This window comes from Paenibacillus polymyxa, from assembly GCF_001719045.1.
GTDB classification, from domain to species: Bacteria; Bacillota; Bacilli; order Paenibacillales; family Paenibacillaceae; genus Paenibacillus; species Paenibacillus polymyxa_B.
Genome location: NZ_CP015423.1, coordinates 4,932,640 through 4,949,750 on the forward strand (window position 1 = coordinate 4,932,640; position 17,111 = coordinate 4,949,750).

The window sequence follows — 17,111 nt, forward strand, 5'->3', positions numbered from 1 at the left end:
ACCCTTTTGGTTAAGCAACAGAATGAACATTTTGTCGGTTGAATGATAAATTAAACATTGCTAACATTTTACTTGCACCCCGTTTGATGATGCACGAGCCTTATATATAATCCTTTAAAACGATAAAAGAAAATGAGGAGGTACAATCCTTGAGTAATCAACCGCAAAATGTCCATTCAACAGAATCTTTATTTCAACCTTATACTATTCATAATCTGACCTTACAGACTCGTATTGTAATGCCTGCAATGGGCCGCGCTTTTTCACCAAATGGTGTGCCAGGACCGGATGTAGCCGCTTATTATCGCCGTCGTGCAGAGAATGATGTAGGCCTTATTATTACTGAAGGTGCAGTGATTGACCATCCGGCTGGAACAAGTGAGCCGAGGATACCTAATTTTTATGGGGAAGCGGCTTTAAACGGTTGGGCTGAAGTGGTCAGACAGGTTCATGAAGCTGGTAGTAAAATTTTCCCACAGCTTTGGCATATGGGGATGGCTCGTCCTTTGGGATCTCAGCCGAATCCCGAAGCGCTATCGATTGGTCCATCGGGGCTGGATCTGGAAGGCAATAAAGTGACCGAGCCGATGACAGAAGAAGAAATTGCCAAGGTCATTGGCGCCTATGTCGATGCAGCGGCGAATGCAAAACGACTGGGCTTTGACGGCGTTGAAATTCACGGAGCACACGGCTATCTGGTTGATCAATTCTTTTGGGAGAGAACGAACCAACGTACGGATCGCTATGGTGGTGATATCATAAAACGTGCTCAATTCGCCATTGAGCTTGTGGAAGCTATTCGTGCTGAGGTTGGCCCTGACTACCCTATTGCCATGCGTCTATCCCAATGGAAAATGAATGATTACAATGCAAAGCCGTTCGATACACCGGATAAACTGGGGCAGCTCCTGAATGTGTTAGTACAAGCGGGCGTGGACATCTTCCATTGCTCGACACGTCGCTTTTGGGTACCTGAATTTGAAGGCTCCGATTTGAGCTTTGCCGGATGGGTGAAGAAGCTGACTGGAAAAACCACGATTACGGTTGGCTCTGTAGGTCTGGATGAGGATTTTGTAAGTTATACGGAAGGAAAAGGGGCAGGACACCAAGATATTAATGAACTTCTGGAACGGCTGGACAACAATGAATTTGATCTGGTAGCTGTTGGGCGTGCGCTTCTGGGAGATCCTGCTTGGGCTACGAAAATACGTGAAGGCCGAATTCATGATCTTCAAACCTTTACACCTGAGTTACTTCAAACGCTCAACTAAAACATATCATACTTTGAACACCTCTTCATTTCATAAATAACACTGTAAGCCAAAATACTCAAAGTCAGGTAAGGAACTTTGGTATTTTGGCTTTTTTATGCGTCTGCGATAGTAGTCCATCATGAACCATCAAGCTCCTATCTAATTTAGAACTCATTATAACAGACTTAATCCTAGTTCTTTCAAATCATTCATATACTAATACCAGATCAGACTGACATCAATACTTGATATATATAGATGTCTATGTAATAATGCTTGTATGTTAAAAAATAATGCAGCTGCACTGATAGGAACCATTAGAGACTCAATCAATAAATTGATTGTGTCTGAGCTTGAAGCGAATGGAATTGAAGGGATTGTTCCTACTCATGGTGGAATTCTAATGTTCCTTTATCAAAAGGACGGGCTTTCCATTAAGGAATTGACGCAAAAAATTTCTCGTCAGCAACCCACTGTCACTGTTTTGATCGACAAGCTAGTGAAGTTGGGGTATGTCGAAAGAAAAAAAGAAAGGGAGGATAGTCGAGTTACCCTGATATTTCTGACCGATAAGGGAAGAGAGATAGAGCCTATATTTGAGATGATCTCCAACAGATTACAAGAAACCATCTATGGTGGTCTCAAAGATGAAGAAAAAGAACAGCTGGAATATCTGCTGGAGCATGTCAAAAACAGATTATAAATTTTTTTAAGTAAATGTATAGATATCTATATTAATATCAAAATAACAATAAAACATCGGGAGGTTATTAAAATGAAACATCTTATCATCTATGCTCACTCTAACGCAGAAAGCTTTAATCATGCGATACTCGAAACGGTTGTAAATACCTTGAAAGAAAAAGGTGACGAAGTCGTTGTACGCGATCTGTATGCCCTTGATTTTCAACCTGTATTAAAACCTGAGGATACTGCCGCTATGAGAGCAGGGCAAACCCCGGCTGATATCAAAGTGGAGCAGGAATACATCTCACAATCGGATACGATTACTTTTATTTCTCCCATCTGGTGGACAGGTCTTCCGGCTATCCTGAAAGGTTACGTTGACCGTGTATTTGCATACGGCTTTGCATATACGGCTGGTGTAGAAGGGATTAATAAGCTGCTTACAGGTAAAAAAGGTTTTATCGTGAATACACACGGTACTCCCAACGCGATCTACGATGAAATCGGTATGACCGCAGGATTGAAGATCACATCAGATACGGGAATTTTTGATTTCGTTGGAATTGAATCCGTCGGTCACTTACTGCTTGGAAGTATTGGTTACCTTGATGAAGATGGCTATAAAGGACTGCTGAAGCAAGTCCAAGACACGGTTAAAACGGTTCTGTAAAGTCAGTTTATGTTCTCTTAGAAACGTAAGACATTCTTTTAAATGATGAGGTCAACCCGTATTTAGTGGTTGGCCTTTTCTTGTAAATGCTTATATTTCTCCAACATCCCGGTCCATAGATCTTTTGAATTTGTAATAGCATCTAAACCGTTTCATCTTATGTAACAACTCCTTTACCGTAAACTGGCAAGAGGTGATCAAGCGTATTTTTTCTTATTCGACGCTGAGCTCATTAACCCTTGTATTAAAATTCACAAATATTTCATTGTTATTATCGTGGGCAATTCATTATAGTACATAGTATTAATAGTTAACTGTATGTATTATGTGTGTGGCGGAGGTTCACTATGAAAGATTATGAACTAAGGGACGAATTGAGAGAATCCGTTAACCGGATTTATGGCATGGAATTATTCAGTAGCCTGACGGAGCTTGTTCAGGGGGAAAACCATGTGCTTCAATATTTAGTTCAGCATCGGGATGATGAAATTAATCCTTCCTTGCTCAGCGATCATCTGCATGTATCCAGATCAAGAATTACGGCAGCGCTTACGGGATTAAGAAAAAAAGGCTATGTGACTATGGAAATGTCTGAGCATGACAGACGACGAATGTGTGTAAGGCTCACAGTAGATGGTGAATCCTTGATCAAACAGAAGCAAGAGGGAATTGAAGGTTATTTTGAAGCGCTTGTGGTTGGTTTGGGTGAGAAGAATGTGAAGGAATTTATACGGTTAATTGAGCTTTCTTTGAGTATTATGAATGCGCGTTCTATTGAAAAATAACATAATGTGAGGGTGTACCGTGTGAGATATAAAATAATAGCGGATAGCTGCTGTGATTTAACGAGAGAGCTTAGAGAAGAGATGCAAGTTACTACGATTCCGTTGAATATGACGCTGGGAGATAAATGCTTTGTAGATGATGACACATTGGACTTGCCTCAGTTTATGGAAGAAATGAAAGCCTGTACAACCAAAATTGGATCCGCATCACCGTCACCTATGCTGTATAAGGAAGCCTTTCAAGGTGCGCATACTTCTTTTGCCATTACATTATCCAGCAACCTGTCCAGTTCGTATTCCAGTGCATTGGTAGGAAAAGATATGGCGGAAGAAGAAGGGGCGGATGTTCATGTATTTGATTCGAAAAGCGCTTCGGCTGGACAGCTCTTGTTAGCTCTAAAACTACGCAAGTTGATTGACGAGGGATACCATAAAAGCGAAATTATTTCTTCCCTGGAGAGCTTTATTAGCAAGATGAAAACCTACTTTGTTTTAGAAAATCTGGATAATTTGGTTAAGAACGGACGAATGAATAAAATCACTGGAAAGATACTTTCACTCTTGCATATCAGGCCTATTTTAGGCTCGGATGGTGACGGGAATATCGCATTTTTTACTCAAGCACGCGGTCAGAATCAAATTATCGAAAAGCTGGCAGATACTATTGAAAAAAGTGGCCGGGCTACCGAAGGAGAAAGCATCGTCATTACTCACTGCAATAATCCTGGGCTGGCGGAAAAATTAATGAATGCGCTGAAGAAACGCTATCAATTTAAAGATATTCATATTGTGTCCACCAGAGGGATTAGTTCAATGTACGCCAATGACAAAGGGATCATTATGGCCTTTTAAAAATATTCAGGGTTTATCCTCGCTGTATGGATAAACCCTTTTTAGTACACTGAGACTTTGCGGGAGTTCAAGCCTATCTCAATTTTCTAATGAGGACAGAAGCGTTTATGCTGGCTTGAGTTCCTCCGGCTTGTGTTTGCAGGGTAACAGCAGTAGTAGAGCTATGGTTTCGCAAAGTAAGGACGTCACCGCATGCCAGAGCGAGGATGGCTTGCCCTGTGTTCTGTTGTGTCCCGGCTCCTGAGCCGTATACAGTTCCCTCAGACAGTGCGCCATTAATAAAGAGGGCGAATTGGTTAGGTTCCACACCGGACACCGAAAAGTGAACTTCATATTTTCCAGCATCGGATACAGCAATCTGTGTAGTTCCTGGAACATGAGCAATTCCAGGTGTAAGTATACCGTTTGTATCCAAAATGACATCCCTTTCAATCGGAACAACTTGGGGCTTCACATTATAAATATAACCGAACTGCGCTAAATCACCTATAGTTCCAGAATCCCCTTCAGGCCCTAAAGCGCCATGATTAATATTCACGCTTACAAGTTGCTTTTTGACGATGATGTCTTTCCCGAACCCTTTCCGTTTCGAGCGGCCTTTTCTCTTTGGGGGCTTTTCCTCAAACTTTTTTTCTAACTTATCAAACCAGGCACGGACAAAAACATTTTTTTTACGGCCTTTTTTTCGTTTTAATTCAGGATGACCCAATACAAACACCTCCATATGGTTTGTTGTATACTACTCCATTCATCTAGAGGAGGCATGGATATCTGTCCTGTGACCTATAGGAAACGATCTATTTTGACTAAAAACAGGCTGCTGTACAAGGTACATTCGTCTAGTATGTAAAAAAGCACCTTTGAATGTGCACTTGGATGATAACCAAGGAACAGACAAAGGCGCCAGTAGAGACGTGTATCATGATGAAGCGGTTTGAAGCCGCTTTTTGCGCACATATAGGGCGTACAAGATGCCCCCAAGCAGACACAGGATGCAGGCGAAGCCTGCCAGCAACCACGCCGATGAGACTGCTCCACCACGATCCATGCTATTTCCGAGCCATAAAGGCAGCAGAGCTCCTCCAACTCCACCTGCGCCTATAAGTAGGCTGGTGGTGGATTCTTCGGTGCCTGGCATCATTTTGCTGGCAAAAACAAGTGCGATGGAGAAGATCCCGGACATGCCCAGCCCCAGCAGTACAATAAGGATAAAGGCGCCGGCAGTGCCTTTGATCAGCGGGAACACGCATAGCAGCAAAGTCGCTGCCAGCGAGCTCAGGGCGACAAAGACACCGTAGCCGTATCGATCGGCAATGTAGCCTGTGAATAACCGGCCGGTAGCCATTGCTAACCAGAAGCAGGTGACACTCAGTGCTGCTTCGGCTTGTGTGAGACCCAAACGTTCGATGAACATGGAGGGCAGGAAATTAGCCAGGCTCATCTCTGTTCCTACATAGATAAAGAAAAAGACGATAAATAGTGCAAGTAGCTTCCAATTGCCTATAGGGCTACCTTTAGAAGCCTCCACCGTGGGGGATTTGGGTGAGTTGGTGGAACGCGCATGGTTGTCACCTCGGTGTTCCTGTTGGTCTAATAAAGCGTCCAGCGTGCCGAAGGACCCACGCAGCCAAGCTATGACGGTCATGGCTGCAAACATGGAAATGATGGGAAAGGCCAATCGCCACCAACCGAGAGCAATGAGCTGGCTGGCGATAGCGGGCATAGCCAACGCGCCGATCCCAAAAAAGACTTCCAGACGGCTCATCGCCGCGCCCGTTCCTTGAGTAATACCGCTGATAATAATAGTGCCAATGAGTGTTTCTACCATGCCGAAGCCAAACCCGGCTGCTGCCCCGACGGCATATAGCCAACCCCAAGGCAGCAGCAATGAGTACAGCACTTCAGCCGCGCACAGCAGGAGCAGGGCGAATACTAGACTTCGGCGTTTGCCGAAACGCCGGGCAAGCCACGGCGACAGCAGGACTCCACCCAGAAAACCGGAAAATTGAGCGAAGATTAGGCTTCCGCCGTCCGTATAGTTTCTACCGTAATGCTCTAACAACACAGGCAGTAGGGAGCCTACAACCACGTGTGCCAGGCCGATTAAAAAATAAGACAAGCTGCCGATCCATAGCAGTCGTTTCATGATGAACTCCTTTGATACCTAGATTTGACTCATGCAGCAATCTGACTGCATGAGTCAAATCTGAGTGATTATGATAGCTCCAGTACTTGAAAGCCGTAACCTTCAATAGAAATATCTCCTTCTAGGTATTTACCGCTGATCAGCTCGTTCCCTTTCTGATCATCCAGATGATATTGCTGCGTCTGGGCGTTATGATTCAGAACGAATAGATATGATTTTCCATCTTTGGTCCGTACAGTGGCTTCTACACCCGCAGGAGCGCGCAGTAGGGATGAAATCCCTTTTTGCTCACAAATGTAGCCCAGTAGGCCATCAAGGAAAGTCTCTTCAGGATCTGAAGCAACGTACCATGCCTCACCTTGACCGAAACGATTACGTGTCAGCACTGGCATGCCCTGATAGAAATCATCGCCGTATTCGGCCAGCACCTCGGCGCCTTCGCTATGCAACAAGTCGCAGAGCAGACCGCATTTATATTCACCTTGTAATACGCCCACCTTATCTTTCAATACAATGCGATTGTGTGATTCCGGCAGAAGCGCGTCTATTTCTTCCACCCAGATCCCAAGCAAGTTACGCAGTTTACCAGGATATCCTCCGGTTGTGACCAGATCATTTTCATTAACAATGCCACTGAAAAAGGTCGTTACGAAGGTGCCACCATGCTCTGTGAATTGTTCTAGCTTCTCGGCGGTACCCGGCTTGACCATGTAGAGTACAGGCGCGATAATGAGATCATATTTCTGGAAATCTGCATCAACAGAAACCAGATCTACCTGTACATTCCGCCGGAAGAGGGGAGCATAATACTTGTGCACCTGATCCACATATTTCAAGGCGACAGAAGGGCCGCTTGATTTTTCCAAAGCCCACCAATTGTCCCAATCGAATAAAATGGCTACTTTGGCATTAACGGTTGCGTCAAGTAGCGTGTTGCCTAATGCGCCAAGCTCACTGCCAAGCTGTGCCACCTCGCGAAATACACGTGTGTTCTCATGCCCGGCATGTTCAATGACGGCCCCGTGGAATTTCTCACAAGCGCCGATCGAGCGGCGAAGCTGGAAGAACATGACCGTGTCCGCGCCATGCGCGACCGCCTGATAACTCCATAACCGCATAACGCCAGGCCGTTTAAGCGAATTATACGCCTGCCAGTTCTGCTGGCTCGGTGTTTGCTCCATCAGCATAAAGGGTTGCCCATCCTTCAAGCCGCGCATCAGATCGTGCGCCATCGCTGTATAGCTTATCGGAGTATTGGCCCCGGGATAGCTGTCCCAAGATACAATATCCATGTGCTTAGCCCATTTAAAATAGTCCAGTTGTTTAAAAAAGCCCATCAGATTGGTCGTTATCACGGCATCGGGAACATGTTTTTTAATCGCGTTATACTCCAGCAGATAACAATCAAGCATACTGTCTGAATTAAAGCGTGCATAATCGAGGGATATGCCCTGAAAGGTCGAGTGATTTTCTCCCCAATGCTCGCTCAGATTATTTGGTGGTACAATTTCATCCCAATCATAGAAGGTGTGACCCCAGAAGGAAGTATTCCACACCCGGTTTAGTTCTTCCAGTGATCCGTATTTTTGCTTGAGCCACACCCGAAATGCGGCTGCACAGTTATCACAATAGCAATCCCCGCCGTACTCATTGGACACGTGCCACACGAGGATCGCGGGATGGTTATTGTATCGTTCTGCAAGTCGATCAGCCATCTGCTCCGCATATTTTCGATACGTTGGACTGTTCGGACAGGAGTTGTGGCGGCCACCGAATTTCCGCTTACGCCCGTCAGCATCGACTCGCAGAATGTCGGGATAACGCGTAGCCATCCAGGCTGGATGCGCTGCCGTGCTAGTAGCTAAACAAACGAAGATATCGCTTTCATAAAGACTGTCAATCAATTGATCCAGCCATTCAAAATGATATGTGATTTCGTCGGATTGAATTTTGGCCCATGAGAATACGTTGACCGTGGCGATATCAATCCCTGCCTGCCTGAACATCCGTAAATCTTCCTGATGCGTGGCCTCATCCCATTGCTCAGGATTATAATCTCCACCGTAAAATACTTTAGGAAGTTTGCTGCTTATCATGCCAATCACCTCTGTATATAAGAATAATCCTATCTTATAATACAAATAACTGCTTTTAAATATAATAAAATGAACGTGTATATAACAATATGGATCTACATGTGAAATACATACCCGCATACGCCGGAGGTGCTTTTTATGATTTTAACTCCCCATCATTTAAGATTTTTCCTAACTACGCGTGAGCATTCTTTACCCCTTTTTATTGAAAGTATCGGATTTAACAGCAGGCAGGAAGATGTGTCCCGTCCAGAGGGTTATCCGTGCTTTCACTGGATTCAGACGGTGTCTGGTGAAGGGATGTTTACATTTAAAGGGGGGAGTTTCCGTCTGGGAGAGCAGTCCGGGGTTCTGCTGCTGCCCGGGGAATCCCATGCATACAGACGGGCGACCAAGGTATGGCGAACGTTATACATTACATTTGACGGCCCCATCGCCGCTGCTGTATTGACTGCACTGGGATTGAAGCATACGCGTGGGTATCATTGGGACCCGGATAGCGAGCTACACAGCTTTGGGGAAACTATGCTCCATTCCATGGTTAGTGAACGTGATTTGTCTGGATTAGATGCTTCGGCCAATATGTATCGTTTTCTGACTCTACTGCGTAAACATGGACAACATAGCTCGATGCCTTCCCTATCCCATAATGTTGAACGTTTAACCCCTGTACTGGCCTTTATGGAGCAAAATTATGCCAGTCCAGATGTGGGCCTAGGTGATATGGCAGTTATGATGAATGTCAGTTCCCGTCATTTAAATACATTATTTAAGCAAGCGTTTGGTGTGACTTCTTATGCTTATCTGATTGTAATTCGGCTGCGGAAGGCCAAGGAAATGATGACGGAATATCCACAATTAACAGTAAAGGAGATTTCGGAGCGAGTAGGATTCCGAGATGCCAGTCATTTTGTGGCAACTTTCCGCCGAGCTGAAGGAATTACGCCTGAAAGGTTCAAATTACTGTATACATAAGGGTATTTTATCGAAATACTCTTTCTTACTCGGGAATGCTCTTTTTAGGGAGCATTCCTTATTGTTTTTTTCAGGATGAGGGAGTATAAAATAATAGTTCATTTGTTTCATCAATCTGATGTTCAGGTGACATAATAAACATAAGATCCATAGTCCTTTTGCAAAACCCTCATCTAAAGAAGGAGTCAACGAAATGCTGAGTAAAGTCAAAAGATTATTAATCGGTCGTCCGCGAAAGTCGACGGCCCTTGAAGATGAGAAACTGAACAAGCTCAAGGCACTGGCCATTCTGTCCTCAGATGCTTTGTCCTCTGTAGCTTACGGAACGGAGCAAATTCTGCTGGTTTTAATTACAGCCGGCTTCGCTGCCCTATGGTATTCCATTCCTATATCCATTGCGGTATTGGGATTGCTGATCATTCTGATCCTGTCCTATAGACAGACCATATTTTCCTATCCTGGTGGCGGAGGAGCGTACATTGTTGCACAGGACAATTTGGGGAAAAGTCCGAGTCTGATTGCAGGCGGATCTCTGCTGGTCGATTATATTCTAACGGTAGCAGTTAGCTCATCAGCAGGTACAGATGCCATTACATCGGCGTTCCCATCGTTACATGATCATCGGATCGCCATTGCTCTGATTATGATTATCTTTTTAACTATTATGAACTTGCGCGGGGTGACAGAATCTGCCTCGGTGCTGGCTGTACCGATTTATTTATTTGTTGTTGCCATTTTTGTTTTGATTATTAGCGGTATCATTCATTACGTGGCAGGGGGAGCTCATGCTGCAGCACCGCAATTTGGAGCTACGGTATCCAACGTCAGCCTGTTTCTCTTACTAAAGGCATTTAGCTCGGGCTGTTCGGCGCTAACTGGGGTAGAAGCTGTCTCGAATGCCATTCCGAACTTCCGCAAGCCTGCTGCCAAAAATGCAGCAACTACACTAATGATGATGGGTTTGATTCTCGGGTGTATGTTTATCGGAATTAGTTTGCTGGCTTATTGGTACGGTGTTCGTCCTAATCCGCATGAAACGGTCATCTCGCAAATTGCGAACGCCACTTTCGGGCGCGGTGTGATGTATTACATCATTCAAGGCGTAACGGCGCTCATCTTGTTTTTGGCGGCGAATACAGCCTATTCGGCCTTTCCATTGCTTGCTTTTATGCTCGCGAAGGACAAATACATGCCGCACATGTTCATGGTCCGTGGAGATCGGCTCGGATACTCTAATGGTATCCTGTTTCTGAGTATCTTCTCGGCATTGCTGGTCATCGTATTTGGCGGCAACACAGAAAATCTGATTCCGCTTTATGCGGTAGGGGTATTTATTCCGTTTACCCTTTCACAGCTTGGTATGATGATTCGCTGGATCAAGCTCAAACCGCCAGGCTGGATCGTCAAACTTGCTATTAATACGGTTGGGATGCTGACCACGCTGTCGATTACGCTTATCTTTATCTTCACCAAGTTTAGCCAGGTGTGGGTAATCTTTATCTTCCTGCCTTTGGTTCTGTATTTCTTTATGAAGATCAATAGGCATTACAAAAATACGGCTGAACAACTGCGCATTGATATTACCAAGGATAAACCTATGGTGAAAGGAAATACGATTATTATTCCGGTGGCAGGTATTACGCGAGTCGTTATGAATACGATCAGCTATGCCAAAACCTTGTCGGACAATGTGGTTGCCGTATATGTGGGTGTGGATGATGAAGCGATTCGCAAAATGGAACAGAAATGGGAAGAGTGGGATGTCGGTATACGTTTGGTGGTACTGAAATCCCGTTATCGCAGCATTATTAATCCGCTTCGCAAGTTCATCGATACAGTAGAGTGGAAAAAAGCAGACGAGGACCATATCACTGTTCTCATTCCACAATTCATCACCAAACACTGGTGGGAAAATATTCTGCATAATCAGACCAGCTTACTGATGAGAGCTTATTTGATTAATTATAAAGACGTGATAGTAACGACCGTTCCTTTTCATTTAAACAAATAAAGTCACTGCCAATTGTAGGGTACAGCTGAATATAGCATGACCAAAATGAACATCTTTTGGCCGCATTTCTTGCGGTCGGAGGGTGTTTTTTTTGCATAACGGAGATATTTACTTTGGTGATACATTTTGTGTATTATAGATACGAAATGTATCATTTAAGACTGTTATGGAGGGATACGATGCCCGAAGCCACGGGGAAAATGGAAGATGACAAGCTGCAATTTGTAGATACGCTGAGGGCGCTGGCTATTATTGGAGTTTTACTTGTGCATGTCAGCCAGCATGTAGACGGATTAAACGGATGGTTGCAAAAAGGCTTGAGTATAGGAGCTAAAGGAGTCGCTTTATTTTATATGGCCAGCGCTTTTACACTATTTCTGTCCTTGAGCAGACGTTCAGGTGACAAGAGGGAAAGAATTTCAGCTTACCTGTTGCGTCGTTTTTTTCGGATTGCTCCTTTGTATTACGTGATGTTAGGAATCTATTTGGCTGTGAACGGGACAGGTCCAAGATTTTGGCTTGGAGATCAGGTGGGAGTCACTGCCGCCAATATCGCTGCTCATGTCCTGTTTTTGAATGGTCTGAATCCGTACTGGATCAACAGCATTATTGGTGTGGAATGGTCCATTGCGGTGGAATGTATGTTTTATCTGTTTATCCCCCTATTATTTAAGCTGATCCGATCAGTCCGCCATGCGACCTGGTTTGTCGTGATGCTGCTTGTGGTAAGCTTCGGTCTAAATACGGTATTTGCTCAATATCCATGGATTAGTAATCACTCTTTATGGGGTCACTATCTGTATTTATGGTTTCCGAATCAATTGCCTGTCTTTGGGCTAGGTATATTGTTGTTTTTCATTTGGAAAGACGAGCGGCATTGGAAAAGTATAGACCGAGTCAGTGGAGGTTTGCTGCTTGTTTCTGTGCTATTTGCATTTTTTGGAGGCATGACCGATTATCTCATAGGTTTCGGGTTGCTACTGGGAGCGTATGCTTTGTATCACTGGCAGCCGATATGGCTGCTTAATCGGGTATGGTCATGGATCGGCCGCCTTAGCTACAGCATGTATTTGACGCATATGCTGGCTCTGGGACTAATCGTACAGGTTAAAATACCTTTTGCTCCCCTAGTCAGCCTCACACTTATGTTTATCATGACGTTGCTAGTCACCATCGGACTATCTTGGTTTACCTACTCGTGGATTGAACAGCCCGGCATCCTTTGGGGGAAAAAGCTTATATCACGTATGAAGCCTGTGCGCAAGCAGGGAGATTCGGTCAAAGAAAGTGTTGCCTAAGCTACAACTTGAAGCAGCATCCGATAACATTTGGTTGAAGTGCTTGAATTAATCTATGAAATAATTGAAAAGACCTCTTGAAAAGTAGCTCCCAGCCCTTTATATTCGATGTACATCCAAGTTTTTGAATACACCGATGAGGTTGGTTGGAATTGTAAAGGAGATGCGCGCATGCTTTTGAAGCCAATCGGCTTTTTGCTTTTCTCCACGCTTGAGGGAGTAGCTGTTTTTGCGCTGATTTTGAGTATTTTTAAAGTTAAAATGACCCCTTATCTTTGGCAGGCCATTTTTGTTAACCTGATTATGAATATGCAAAGTTATATGCTCCGAGAGGAGTTTTCCCTTTCGTATTTGGTGCCTGTCGTAAATATGCTGCTTTTTATTTTTTTACTCGCTACGGTCGTGAAGATTCCGATTGTGTGGTCCGGTATTATGACGGTTACAGGTTATTTTGCATATGCCGTTGTTCAGTCGGTATTCTTAAAAGTCATGTTCGGCAACCTTCCGGTTTCTGAGCTGCAGGATGGGTCCTTGAAGGGCTATCTGCTACAAGTGGTAAGCGCGGCAGTAGGACTGCTTATTTCATTGATGTTGTATCGAAAAGGGATCGGCTTTTCCCCTAATTTCAAGAAGCTTAAGTTCAAAGAGGAATATGGCATTGTCATCACGCTGATTATCCTGTCTCTCATTTCAACTTCTATTGTGCTCTACTATAACGAGGTATGGTTAAGTATGATATTTTTTGCACTGGTTTCGGGATTTTTCATCTATTATGCAATCGGAAAGGAATACCGGGATGATTGAAGCGATGGCTTTCAAACTTGCTAACCAGATCAAACGTACTGTGCCTGATCATCCAGCCTCTGTCGCGGTACTTAAATACGCACTTGCTCTCATTCTGAATGCGTCCATGATCATCGTGTTAACACTATTCGCCTCAATCTTCACGGGACGGATGGTAGAAGCTGTAACGATTCTCATCGCTTTCGCCCTACTGCGCCAAATATCAGGAGGCATTCATTTGAAAACGGGCATGGCATGTGTGTTGGTGACCTCAGCAGCTTTTACTTACATATCCTGCATTGCCTTAAATAGTTGGTGGACAAACCTGTTTACCGGAGTGGCCCTAATGCTTGTTTTATGCTTTGCCCCATCCAGGATTGAAAAGCAGTCGCGTATCCCAGCTCGTTTTTACCCTCTCCTGCGACTGTTATCCTCCATACTTGTGTGTACTAATTTTGTAATCGGTTCTTCTGTAGTGGCTGTAGCTTTTTTCGTCCAGAGCCTGACATTGATTCGGGGAAGGAGGTGAAGAGGAATGGTGAGAAAAATAGTATATGGTATAGCGACATCGCTGTCTATGTTTGCAGCATTTGCTGTATCGGTAGCGAGCTATGTGTATGTTTATCAAGGCGATATCCCAGAAGAGCTGCTTAAATGAGCAAATCCTAGAATAGAAAAAATGATACATAAAGCTGCTATGGGGCAGCTTCTTTTTATGCAAAAAAATCAGGCGCTCCATGAAAGAAGCGCCCGAATGGGAGAGGAGAAACCGGACGAAGAGCTTATGGGGAAACGTAAGTCTTCTCCGCGGTTGTCTACGACATTGGTTGAATGCCGATATCCTAAGGATGCCCAGGGAATGGTTTTTTATACCTGCCTCATCCTAAGTTTTTCAAACGGCGGTGCATGTGGTACGATAGCGTCATAATCTTATATGGTTATGAACACATATAGAAAATAGGTGAGTTTCAGCGTGAGAGTGGTATCGGGTAGTGCCAAAGGAAGGCCGTTAAAGGCAGTTCCCGGCACAGGGACGCGACCGACCACGGATAAGGTCAAGGAAGCGCTATTTAGCATGATAGGTCCTTATTTTGATGGGGGAGTCGCACTTGATCTGTTTGCTGGTGGTGGTGGCCTGGGTATAGAGGCGCTTAGCCGGGGAATGGACAAGGCTGTTTTTATTGATATGGAATCCAAAAGCATTGATGTCATTAAAGAAAATTTACGAAAAACTGGACTGGAAGGACAGGCTGAAGTGTTCCGCAATGATGCCGGACGAGCGCTCAAGGTGCTGGCAAAACGTGGAGCTCTTTTTGATGCTGTTTTTCTCGATCCACCCTATCGTCTCAAACACGGAGATGAATTAATGAGCCGTATGGCTGAGTTGAACTTGCTTCGTTCAGATGCAATCATCGTGCTGGAGTATGAATCGGGACATGAATATCCGGAAAGCTTCGGACCGTTCGAACAGGTCAGAAAAGCAGTCTATGGTGAAACGGCGTTATCTATTTATCATTTTGCAGCCGATGCTTTGTCGGATGTCGTAGAACATACGGAAGCCGGAGTGGTCAAATTCGGCATCAGCGAATCAGACGGGGAGGACCATCATGATTGAGCACAAACCACGTATTGCCGTATATCCGGGAACCTTTGATCCCGTGACGATGGGGCACCAGGATATTATTCAAAGAGCAGCCAGACAGTTTGATCTATTGATTGTCGCGGTTCTTAACAATATTAGTAAAAATCCGCTGTTTTCACTTGAGGAACGAATGGAGCTGCTGCGAACGGTAACTCGCGATATCCCGAACGTTGAAGTGGACAGCTTCCGTGATCTGACAGCTAATTATGTACGTCAAAAAGGGGCCCAGGTTATTGTCAGAGGAATCCGGTCGGTGACTGATTTTGAATATGAGCTGCAATTAGCCTCTACAAATCATAAGCTGAACCCGGATGCGGAAACGATTTTTATGATGACCAATCCGGCTTATTCATATCTGAGTTCCAGTATGGTGAAGGAAATTGCGCATTTTGATGGCAAGGTTGTAGATCTGGTGGCACCGGAGGTGGAAGACGCGCTGCGTGCGAAGGTCAACGCGAATCGCGGCGGCTCCACCATGAAGTCATAAAGGAAAAGGCCAGCAGGGTAACTATAATTGTACCCAGCAGCGCAATGGACAGTACGGTTAGTTGCCAGGGGTACATAGATGTTCCTTCTATTTGTGTTAGTAAGCCGCTGGCTCCGGTCATGACAGGATGCGTGGCGGATTCATTTACGCTTTCCACAAAAGAAGACACAGAACTGCGACTGACGTAAGCGGGAGTTGTATTGCTGACGATGCGGTTAAGCGGGACCCATGTCGCTAAGGTAAGTCCAAAAGCAATGATCCCATGGAGCACTCGTGACAAGGTGAAGGTGATGCCCTTGTCGGAAGGTCTGGTGACGGCGGTAATTTGAAGCCAGCCGCACAGGCCGCCCCAGCCCAACACAGCACTGATCAGGGCTGCTTGTGTACGGAGATCGTAGGGCAGACGGCTGATTTCATAGGAACCCAAATGGATTTCCATCCAGGCAGGCCATATGAAAGAAAGCGATCCTTGGCCTGTGTATATGGACAGCAGTCGAATCAGTACGGAAAAGAAAATAATGAATCCACCTGTCACCATCAGCGTCTGTACAGCATGGGATACGGTTTCGCCCAACAGTTTTCCGAAACTGCGGCCGTCCCGTTCTCTGGCAGAGCGGGTAGCTTCCCATGCGGATCGGATCAGGGAGGGAGAAGTACGGGAAACTGAGGTGCGCCGTAGGGCAGCTGGCGTTTCCCGTTTTTGCAATTCTTTGGACGATACAGGTAGTCTGGCGGTGATCCAGCCTGTCAGCAGCCCGGAAATCCAGTGAACTGCAAGTAACATCACGCCTGCGGTAGCATTGTGCAGTAGCCCTGTCCCGATGACGAGCAGGATGGTAATCGGATTGCAGAAATGAGCGATAGAGGTTAGACGTCGAAGCTGAAACGCAGTCATATCCTCCTGTTGTGCCCATTGGCGCACCGCTTCCGCTGCAGCGGGGAATCCCGCGGTCAGGCCGAGGGCCAACACCCAGCCGCTTCGCCCGGGTAGACGGAACCAGGATCGCATAAACGGCTCCAGCAGGATACCTAGTCCATGTACTAGACCAAAGGCGATGAGCATTTCGGACAGCATCAAAAAAGGCAGCATGGCTGGGAAAATAATACTCCACCATAGCTTAAGGCCTTGAGTAGAGGCTTGAAATACTTCTTCTGGTGAGGCGACAACAGCCAGTACAAGCAAAATGGCTCCGAGGCCAAGCAGTATGGTTGTCCAATAAGGAGCGGAATGGGCTTCCTTTTGCATCAAACAATTCACCTCTCATAAATATACTAAGGAGAGTGGGATGCTGTCTCCAGTGTTTATTCACGTTCGTTGTCTTGGGATAGGTTGTTCGTATACGTTGTCGTAAACAATGTATGCTTTTTCGGAAGGCTTGAGAACAGGTGGCGCAGAGGCGCTTGGATAAGATAGGAGAAGTTAGGC

At 45.2% G+C, this 17,111-nt stretch carries 19 protein-coding genes; 15 read left to right on the top strand and 4 right to left on the bottom strand.

From position 1 onward, the window contains the following. Window positions 1-149: 149 nt before the first annotated feature. From AOU00_RS22325 to AOU00_RS22345, 5 genes are all read left to right on the top strand, one after another. Complete coding sequence (locus AOU00_RS22325; protein WP_061831336.1) at window positions 150-1,271, top strand: NADH:flavin oxidoreductase; 1,122 nt, start codon at window positions 150-152, stop codon at window positions 1,269-1,271. A 262-nt stretch (window positions 1,272-1,533) separates the two neighbouring features. Beyond that, entirely contained in the window at window positions 1,534-1,956 is a 423-nt protein-coding gene (locus tag AOU00_RS22330) for a MarR family winged helix-turn-helix transcriptional regulator (RefSeq protein WP_061831337.1), read from the top strand. 72 nt (window positions 1,957-2,028) lie between these two features. Continuing rightward, the gene (locus AOU00_RS22335; protein WP_061831338.1) at window positions 2,029-2,610 is read left to right on the top strand and encodes an NAD(P)H-dependent oxidoreductase; all 582 of its coding nucleotides are present in this window, start codon (window positions 2,029-2,031) and stop codon (window positions 2,608-2,610) included. A 347-nt stretch (window positions 2,611-2,957) separates the two neighbouring features. Next, window positions 2,958-3,395, top strand: a complete 438-nt coding sequence (locus tag AOU00_RS22340; RefSeq protein ID WP_061831339.1) for a MarR family winged helix-turn-helix transcriptional regulator — start codon at window positions 2,958-2,960, stop codon at window positions 3,393-3,395. 21 nt (window positions 3,396-3,416) lie between these two features. Next, a complete protein-coding gene (locus AOU00_RS22345) occupies window positions 3,417-4,247 on the top strand; it encodes a DegV family protein (protein ID WP_025718529.1) in 831 nt (276 codons plus the stop codon). A 73-nt stretch (window positions 4,248-4,320) separates the two neighbouring features. Here the strand turns inward: AOU00_RS22345 and AOU00_RS22350 are convergent, their stop codons facing one another. From AOU00_RS22350 to AOU00_RS22360, 3 genes are all read right to left on the bottom strand, one after another. After that, the gene (locus AOU00_RS22350; protein WP_069291696.1) at window positions 4,321-4,956 is read right to left on the bottom strand and encodes a hypothetical protein; all 636 of its coding nucleotides are present in this window, start codon (window positions 4,954-4,956) and stop codon (window positions 4,321-4,323) included. A gap of 210 nt (window positions 4,957-5,166) precedes the next feature. Beyond that, entirely contained in the window at window positions 5,167-6,393 is a 1,227-nt protein-coding gene (locus AOU00_RS22355; protein WP_069291697.1) for an MFS transporter, read from the bottom strand. 68 nt (window positions 6,394-6,461) lie between these two features. Beyond that, window positions 6,462-8,489 (bottom strand): beta-galactosidase, encoded by a 2,028-nt coding sequence (locus AOU00_RS22360; protein WP_069291698.1) that lies wholly within the window; start codon window positions 8,487-8,489, stop codon window positions 6,462-6,464. A gap of 138 nt (window positions 8,490-8,627) precedes the next feature. Here AOU00_RS22360 and AOU00_RS22365 point away from each other — a divergent pair, with 138 nt between their 5' ends. The 10 genes from AOU00_RS22365 to coaD all read left to right on the top strand — a co-directional run bounded on the left by AOU00_RS22365 (window position 8,628) and on the right by coaD (window position 15,685). After that, window positions 8,628-9,464 (top strand): AraC family transcriptional regulator, encoded by an 837-nt coding sequence (locus AOU00_RS22365; protein WP_069291699.1) that lies wholly within the window; start codon window positions 8,628-8,630, stop codon window positions 9,462-9,464. 193 nt (window positions 9,465-9,657) lie between these two features. Continuing rightward, window positions 9,658-11,475, top strand: coding sequence for an APC family permease (locus tag AOU00_RS22370; protein WP_061831344.1), 1,818 nt, complete (start codon window positions 9,658-9,660; stop codon window positions 11,473-11,475). 139 nt (window positions 11,476-11,614) lie between these two features. Next, window positions 11,615-11,686 carry a hypothetical protein gene (locus AOU00_RS27765; RefSeq protein ID WP_367987578.1) on the top strand — a complete coding sequence of 24 codons (72 nt, stop codon included), beginning with the start codon at window positions 11,615-11,617 and terminating at the stop codon, window positions 11,684-11,686. After that, complete coding sequence (locus tag AOU00_RS22375) at window positions 11,655-12,773, top strand: acyltransferase family protein (protein ID WP_069291700.1); 1,119 nt, start codon at window positions 11,655-11,657, stop codon at window positions 12,771-12,773. The genes AOU00_RS27765 and AOU00_RS22375 overlap by 32 nt, the downstream gene beginning before the upstream one ends. Window positions 12,774-12,944: 171 nt before the next feature. Continuing rightward, window positions 12,945-13,577 carry a hypothetical protein gene (locus AOU00_RS22380; RefSeq protein ID WP_061831346.1) on the top strand — a complete coding sequence of 211 codons (633 nt, stop codon included), beginning with the start codon at window positions 12,945-12,947 and terminating at the stop codon, window positions 13,575-13,577. Further along, window positions 13,570-14,085 (top strand): accessory gene regulator ArgB-like protein, encoded by a 516-nt coding sequence (locus tag AOU00_RS22385; RefSeq protein ID WP_069291701.1) that lies wholly within the window; start codon window positions 13,570-13,572, stop codon window positions 14,083-14,085. Before AOU00_RS22380 ends, AOU00_RS22385 begins: the two co-directional genes overlap by 8 nt. Window positions 14,086-14,091: 6 nt before the next feature. Further along, window positions 14,092-14,214 carry a cyclic lactone autoinducer peptide gene (locus AOU00_RS25980; protein ID WP_081330746.1) on the top strand — a complete coding sequence of 41 codons (123 nt, stop codon included), beginning with the start codon at window positions 14,092-14,094 and terminating at the stop codon, window positions 14,212-14,214. Between the two features lie 21 nt (window positions 14,215-14,235). Then, complete coding sequence (locus tag AOU00_RS22390) at window positions 14,236-14,484, top strand: hypothetical protein (RefSeq protein WP_069291702.1); 249 nt, start codon at window positions 14,236-14,238, stop codon at window positions 14,482-14,484. A 45-nt stretch (window positions 14,485-14,529) separates the two neighbouring features. Next, a complete protein-coding gene (rsmD, locus tag AOU00_RS22395; RefSeq protein WP_069291703.1) occupies window positions 14,530-15,171 on the top strand; it encodes a 16S rRNA (guanine(966)-N(2))-methyltransferase RsmD in 642 nt (213 codons plus the stop codon). Further along, window positions 15,164-15,685 (top strand): pantetheine-phosphate adenylyltransferase, encoded by a 522-nt coding sequence (gene coaD / locus AOU00_RS22400; protein WP_013309846.1) that lies wholly within the window; start codon window positions 15,164-15,166, stop codon window positions 15,683-15,685. The genes rsmD and coaD overlap by 8 nt, the downstream gene beginning before the upstream one ends. Here the strand turns inward: coaD and AOU00_RS22405 are convergent. Then, entirely contained in the window at window positions 15,648-16,931 is a 1,284-nt protein-coding gene (locus AOU00_RS22405) for a nucleoside recognition protein (protein WP_069291704.1), read from the bottom strand. The two genes, coaD and AOU00_RS22405, sit on opposite strands and share 38 nt — an antisense overlap. Window positions 16,932-17,111: the final 180 nt, after the last annotated feature.

Excerpts from the sequence above, each read along its gene's own strand:
- AOU00_RS22330 (WP_061831337.1), top strand. The coding sequence starts at position 1,534 with ATGTTAAAAAATAATGCAGCTGCACTGATAGGAACCATTAGAGACTCA.
- AOU00_RS22335 (WP_061831338.1), top strand. The coding sequence starts at position 2,029 with ATGAAACATCTTATCATCTATGCTCACTCTAACGCAGAAAGCTTTAAT.
- AOU00_RS22340 (WP_061831339.1), top strand. The coding sequence starts at position 2,958 with ATGAAAGATTATGAACTAAGGGACGAATTGAGAGAATCCGTTAACCGG.
- AOU00_RS22355 (WP_069291697.1), bottom strand. The coding sequence starts at position 6,393 with ATGAAACGACTGCTATGGATCGGCAGCTTGTCTTATTTTTTAATCGGC.
- AOU00_RS22360 (WP_069291698.1), bottom strand. The coding sequence starts at position 8,489 with ATGATAAGCAGCAAACTTCCTAAAGTATTTTACGGTGGAGATTATAAT.
- AOU00_RS22365 (WP_069291699.1), top strand. The coding sequence starts at position 8,628 with ATGATTTTAACTCCCCATCATTTAAGATTTTTCCTAACTACGCGTGAG.
- AOU00_RS22370 (WP_061831344.1), top strand. The coding sequence starts at position 9,658 with ATGCTGAGTAAAGTCAAAAGATTATTAATCGGTCGTCCGCGAAAGTCG.
- AOU00_RS22375 (WP_069291700.1), top strand. The coding sequence starts at position 11,655 with ATGCCCGAAGCCACGGGGAAAATGGAAGATGACAAGCTGCAATTTGTA.
- AOU00_RS22380 (WP_061831346.1), top strand. The coding sequence starts at position 12,945 with ATGCTTTTGAAGCCAATCGGCTTTTTGCTTTTCTCCACGCTTGAGGGA.
- AOU00_RS22385 (WP_069291701.1), top strand. The coding sequence starts at position 13,570 with ATGATTGAAGCGATGGCTTTCAAACTTGCTAACCAGATCAAACGTACT.
- AOU00_RS25980 (WP_081330746.1), top strand. The coding sequence starts at position 14,092 with ATGGTGAGAAAAATAGTATATGGTATAGCGACATCGCTGTCTATGTTT.
- AOU00_RS22390 (WP_069291702.1), top strand. The coding sequence starts at position 14,236 with ATGATACATAAAGCTGCTATGGGGCAGCTTCTTTTTATGCAAAAAAAT.
- coaD (WP_013309846.1), top strand. The coding sequence starts at position 15,164 with ATGATTGAGCACAAACCACGTATTGCCGTATATCCGGGAACCTTTGAT.
- AOU00_RS22405 (WP_069291704.1), bottom strand. The coding sequence starts at position 16,931 with ATGCAAAAGGAAGCCCATTCCGCTCCTTATTGGACAACCATACTGCTT.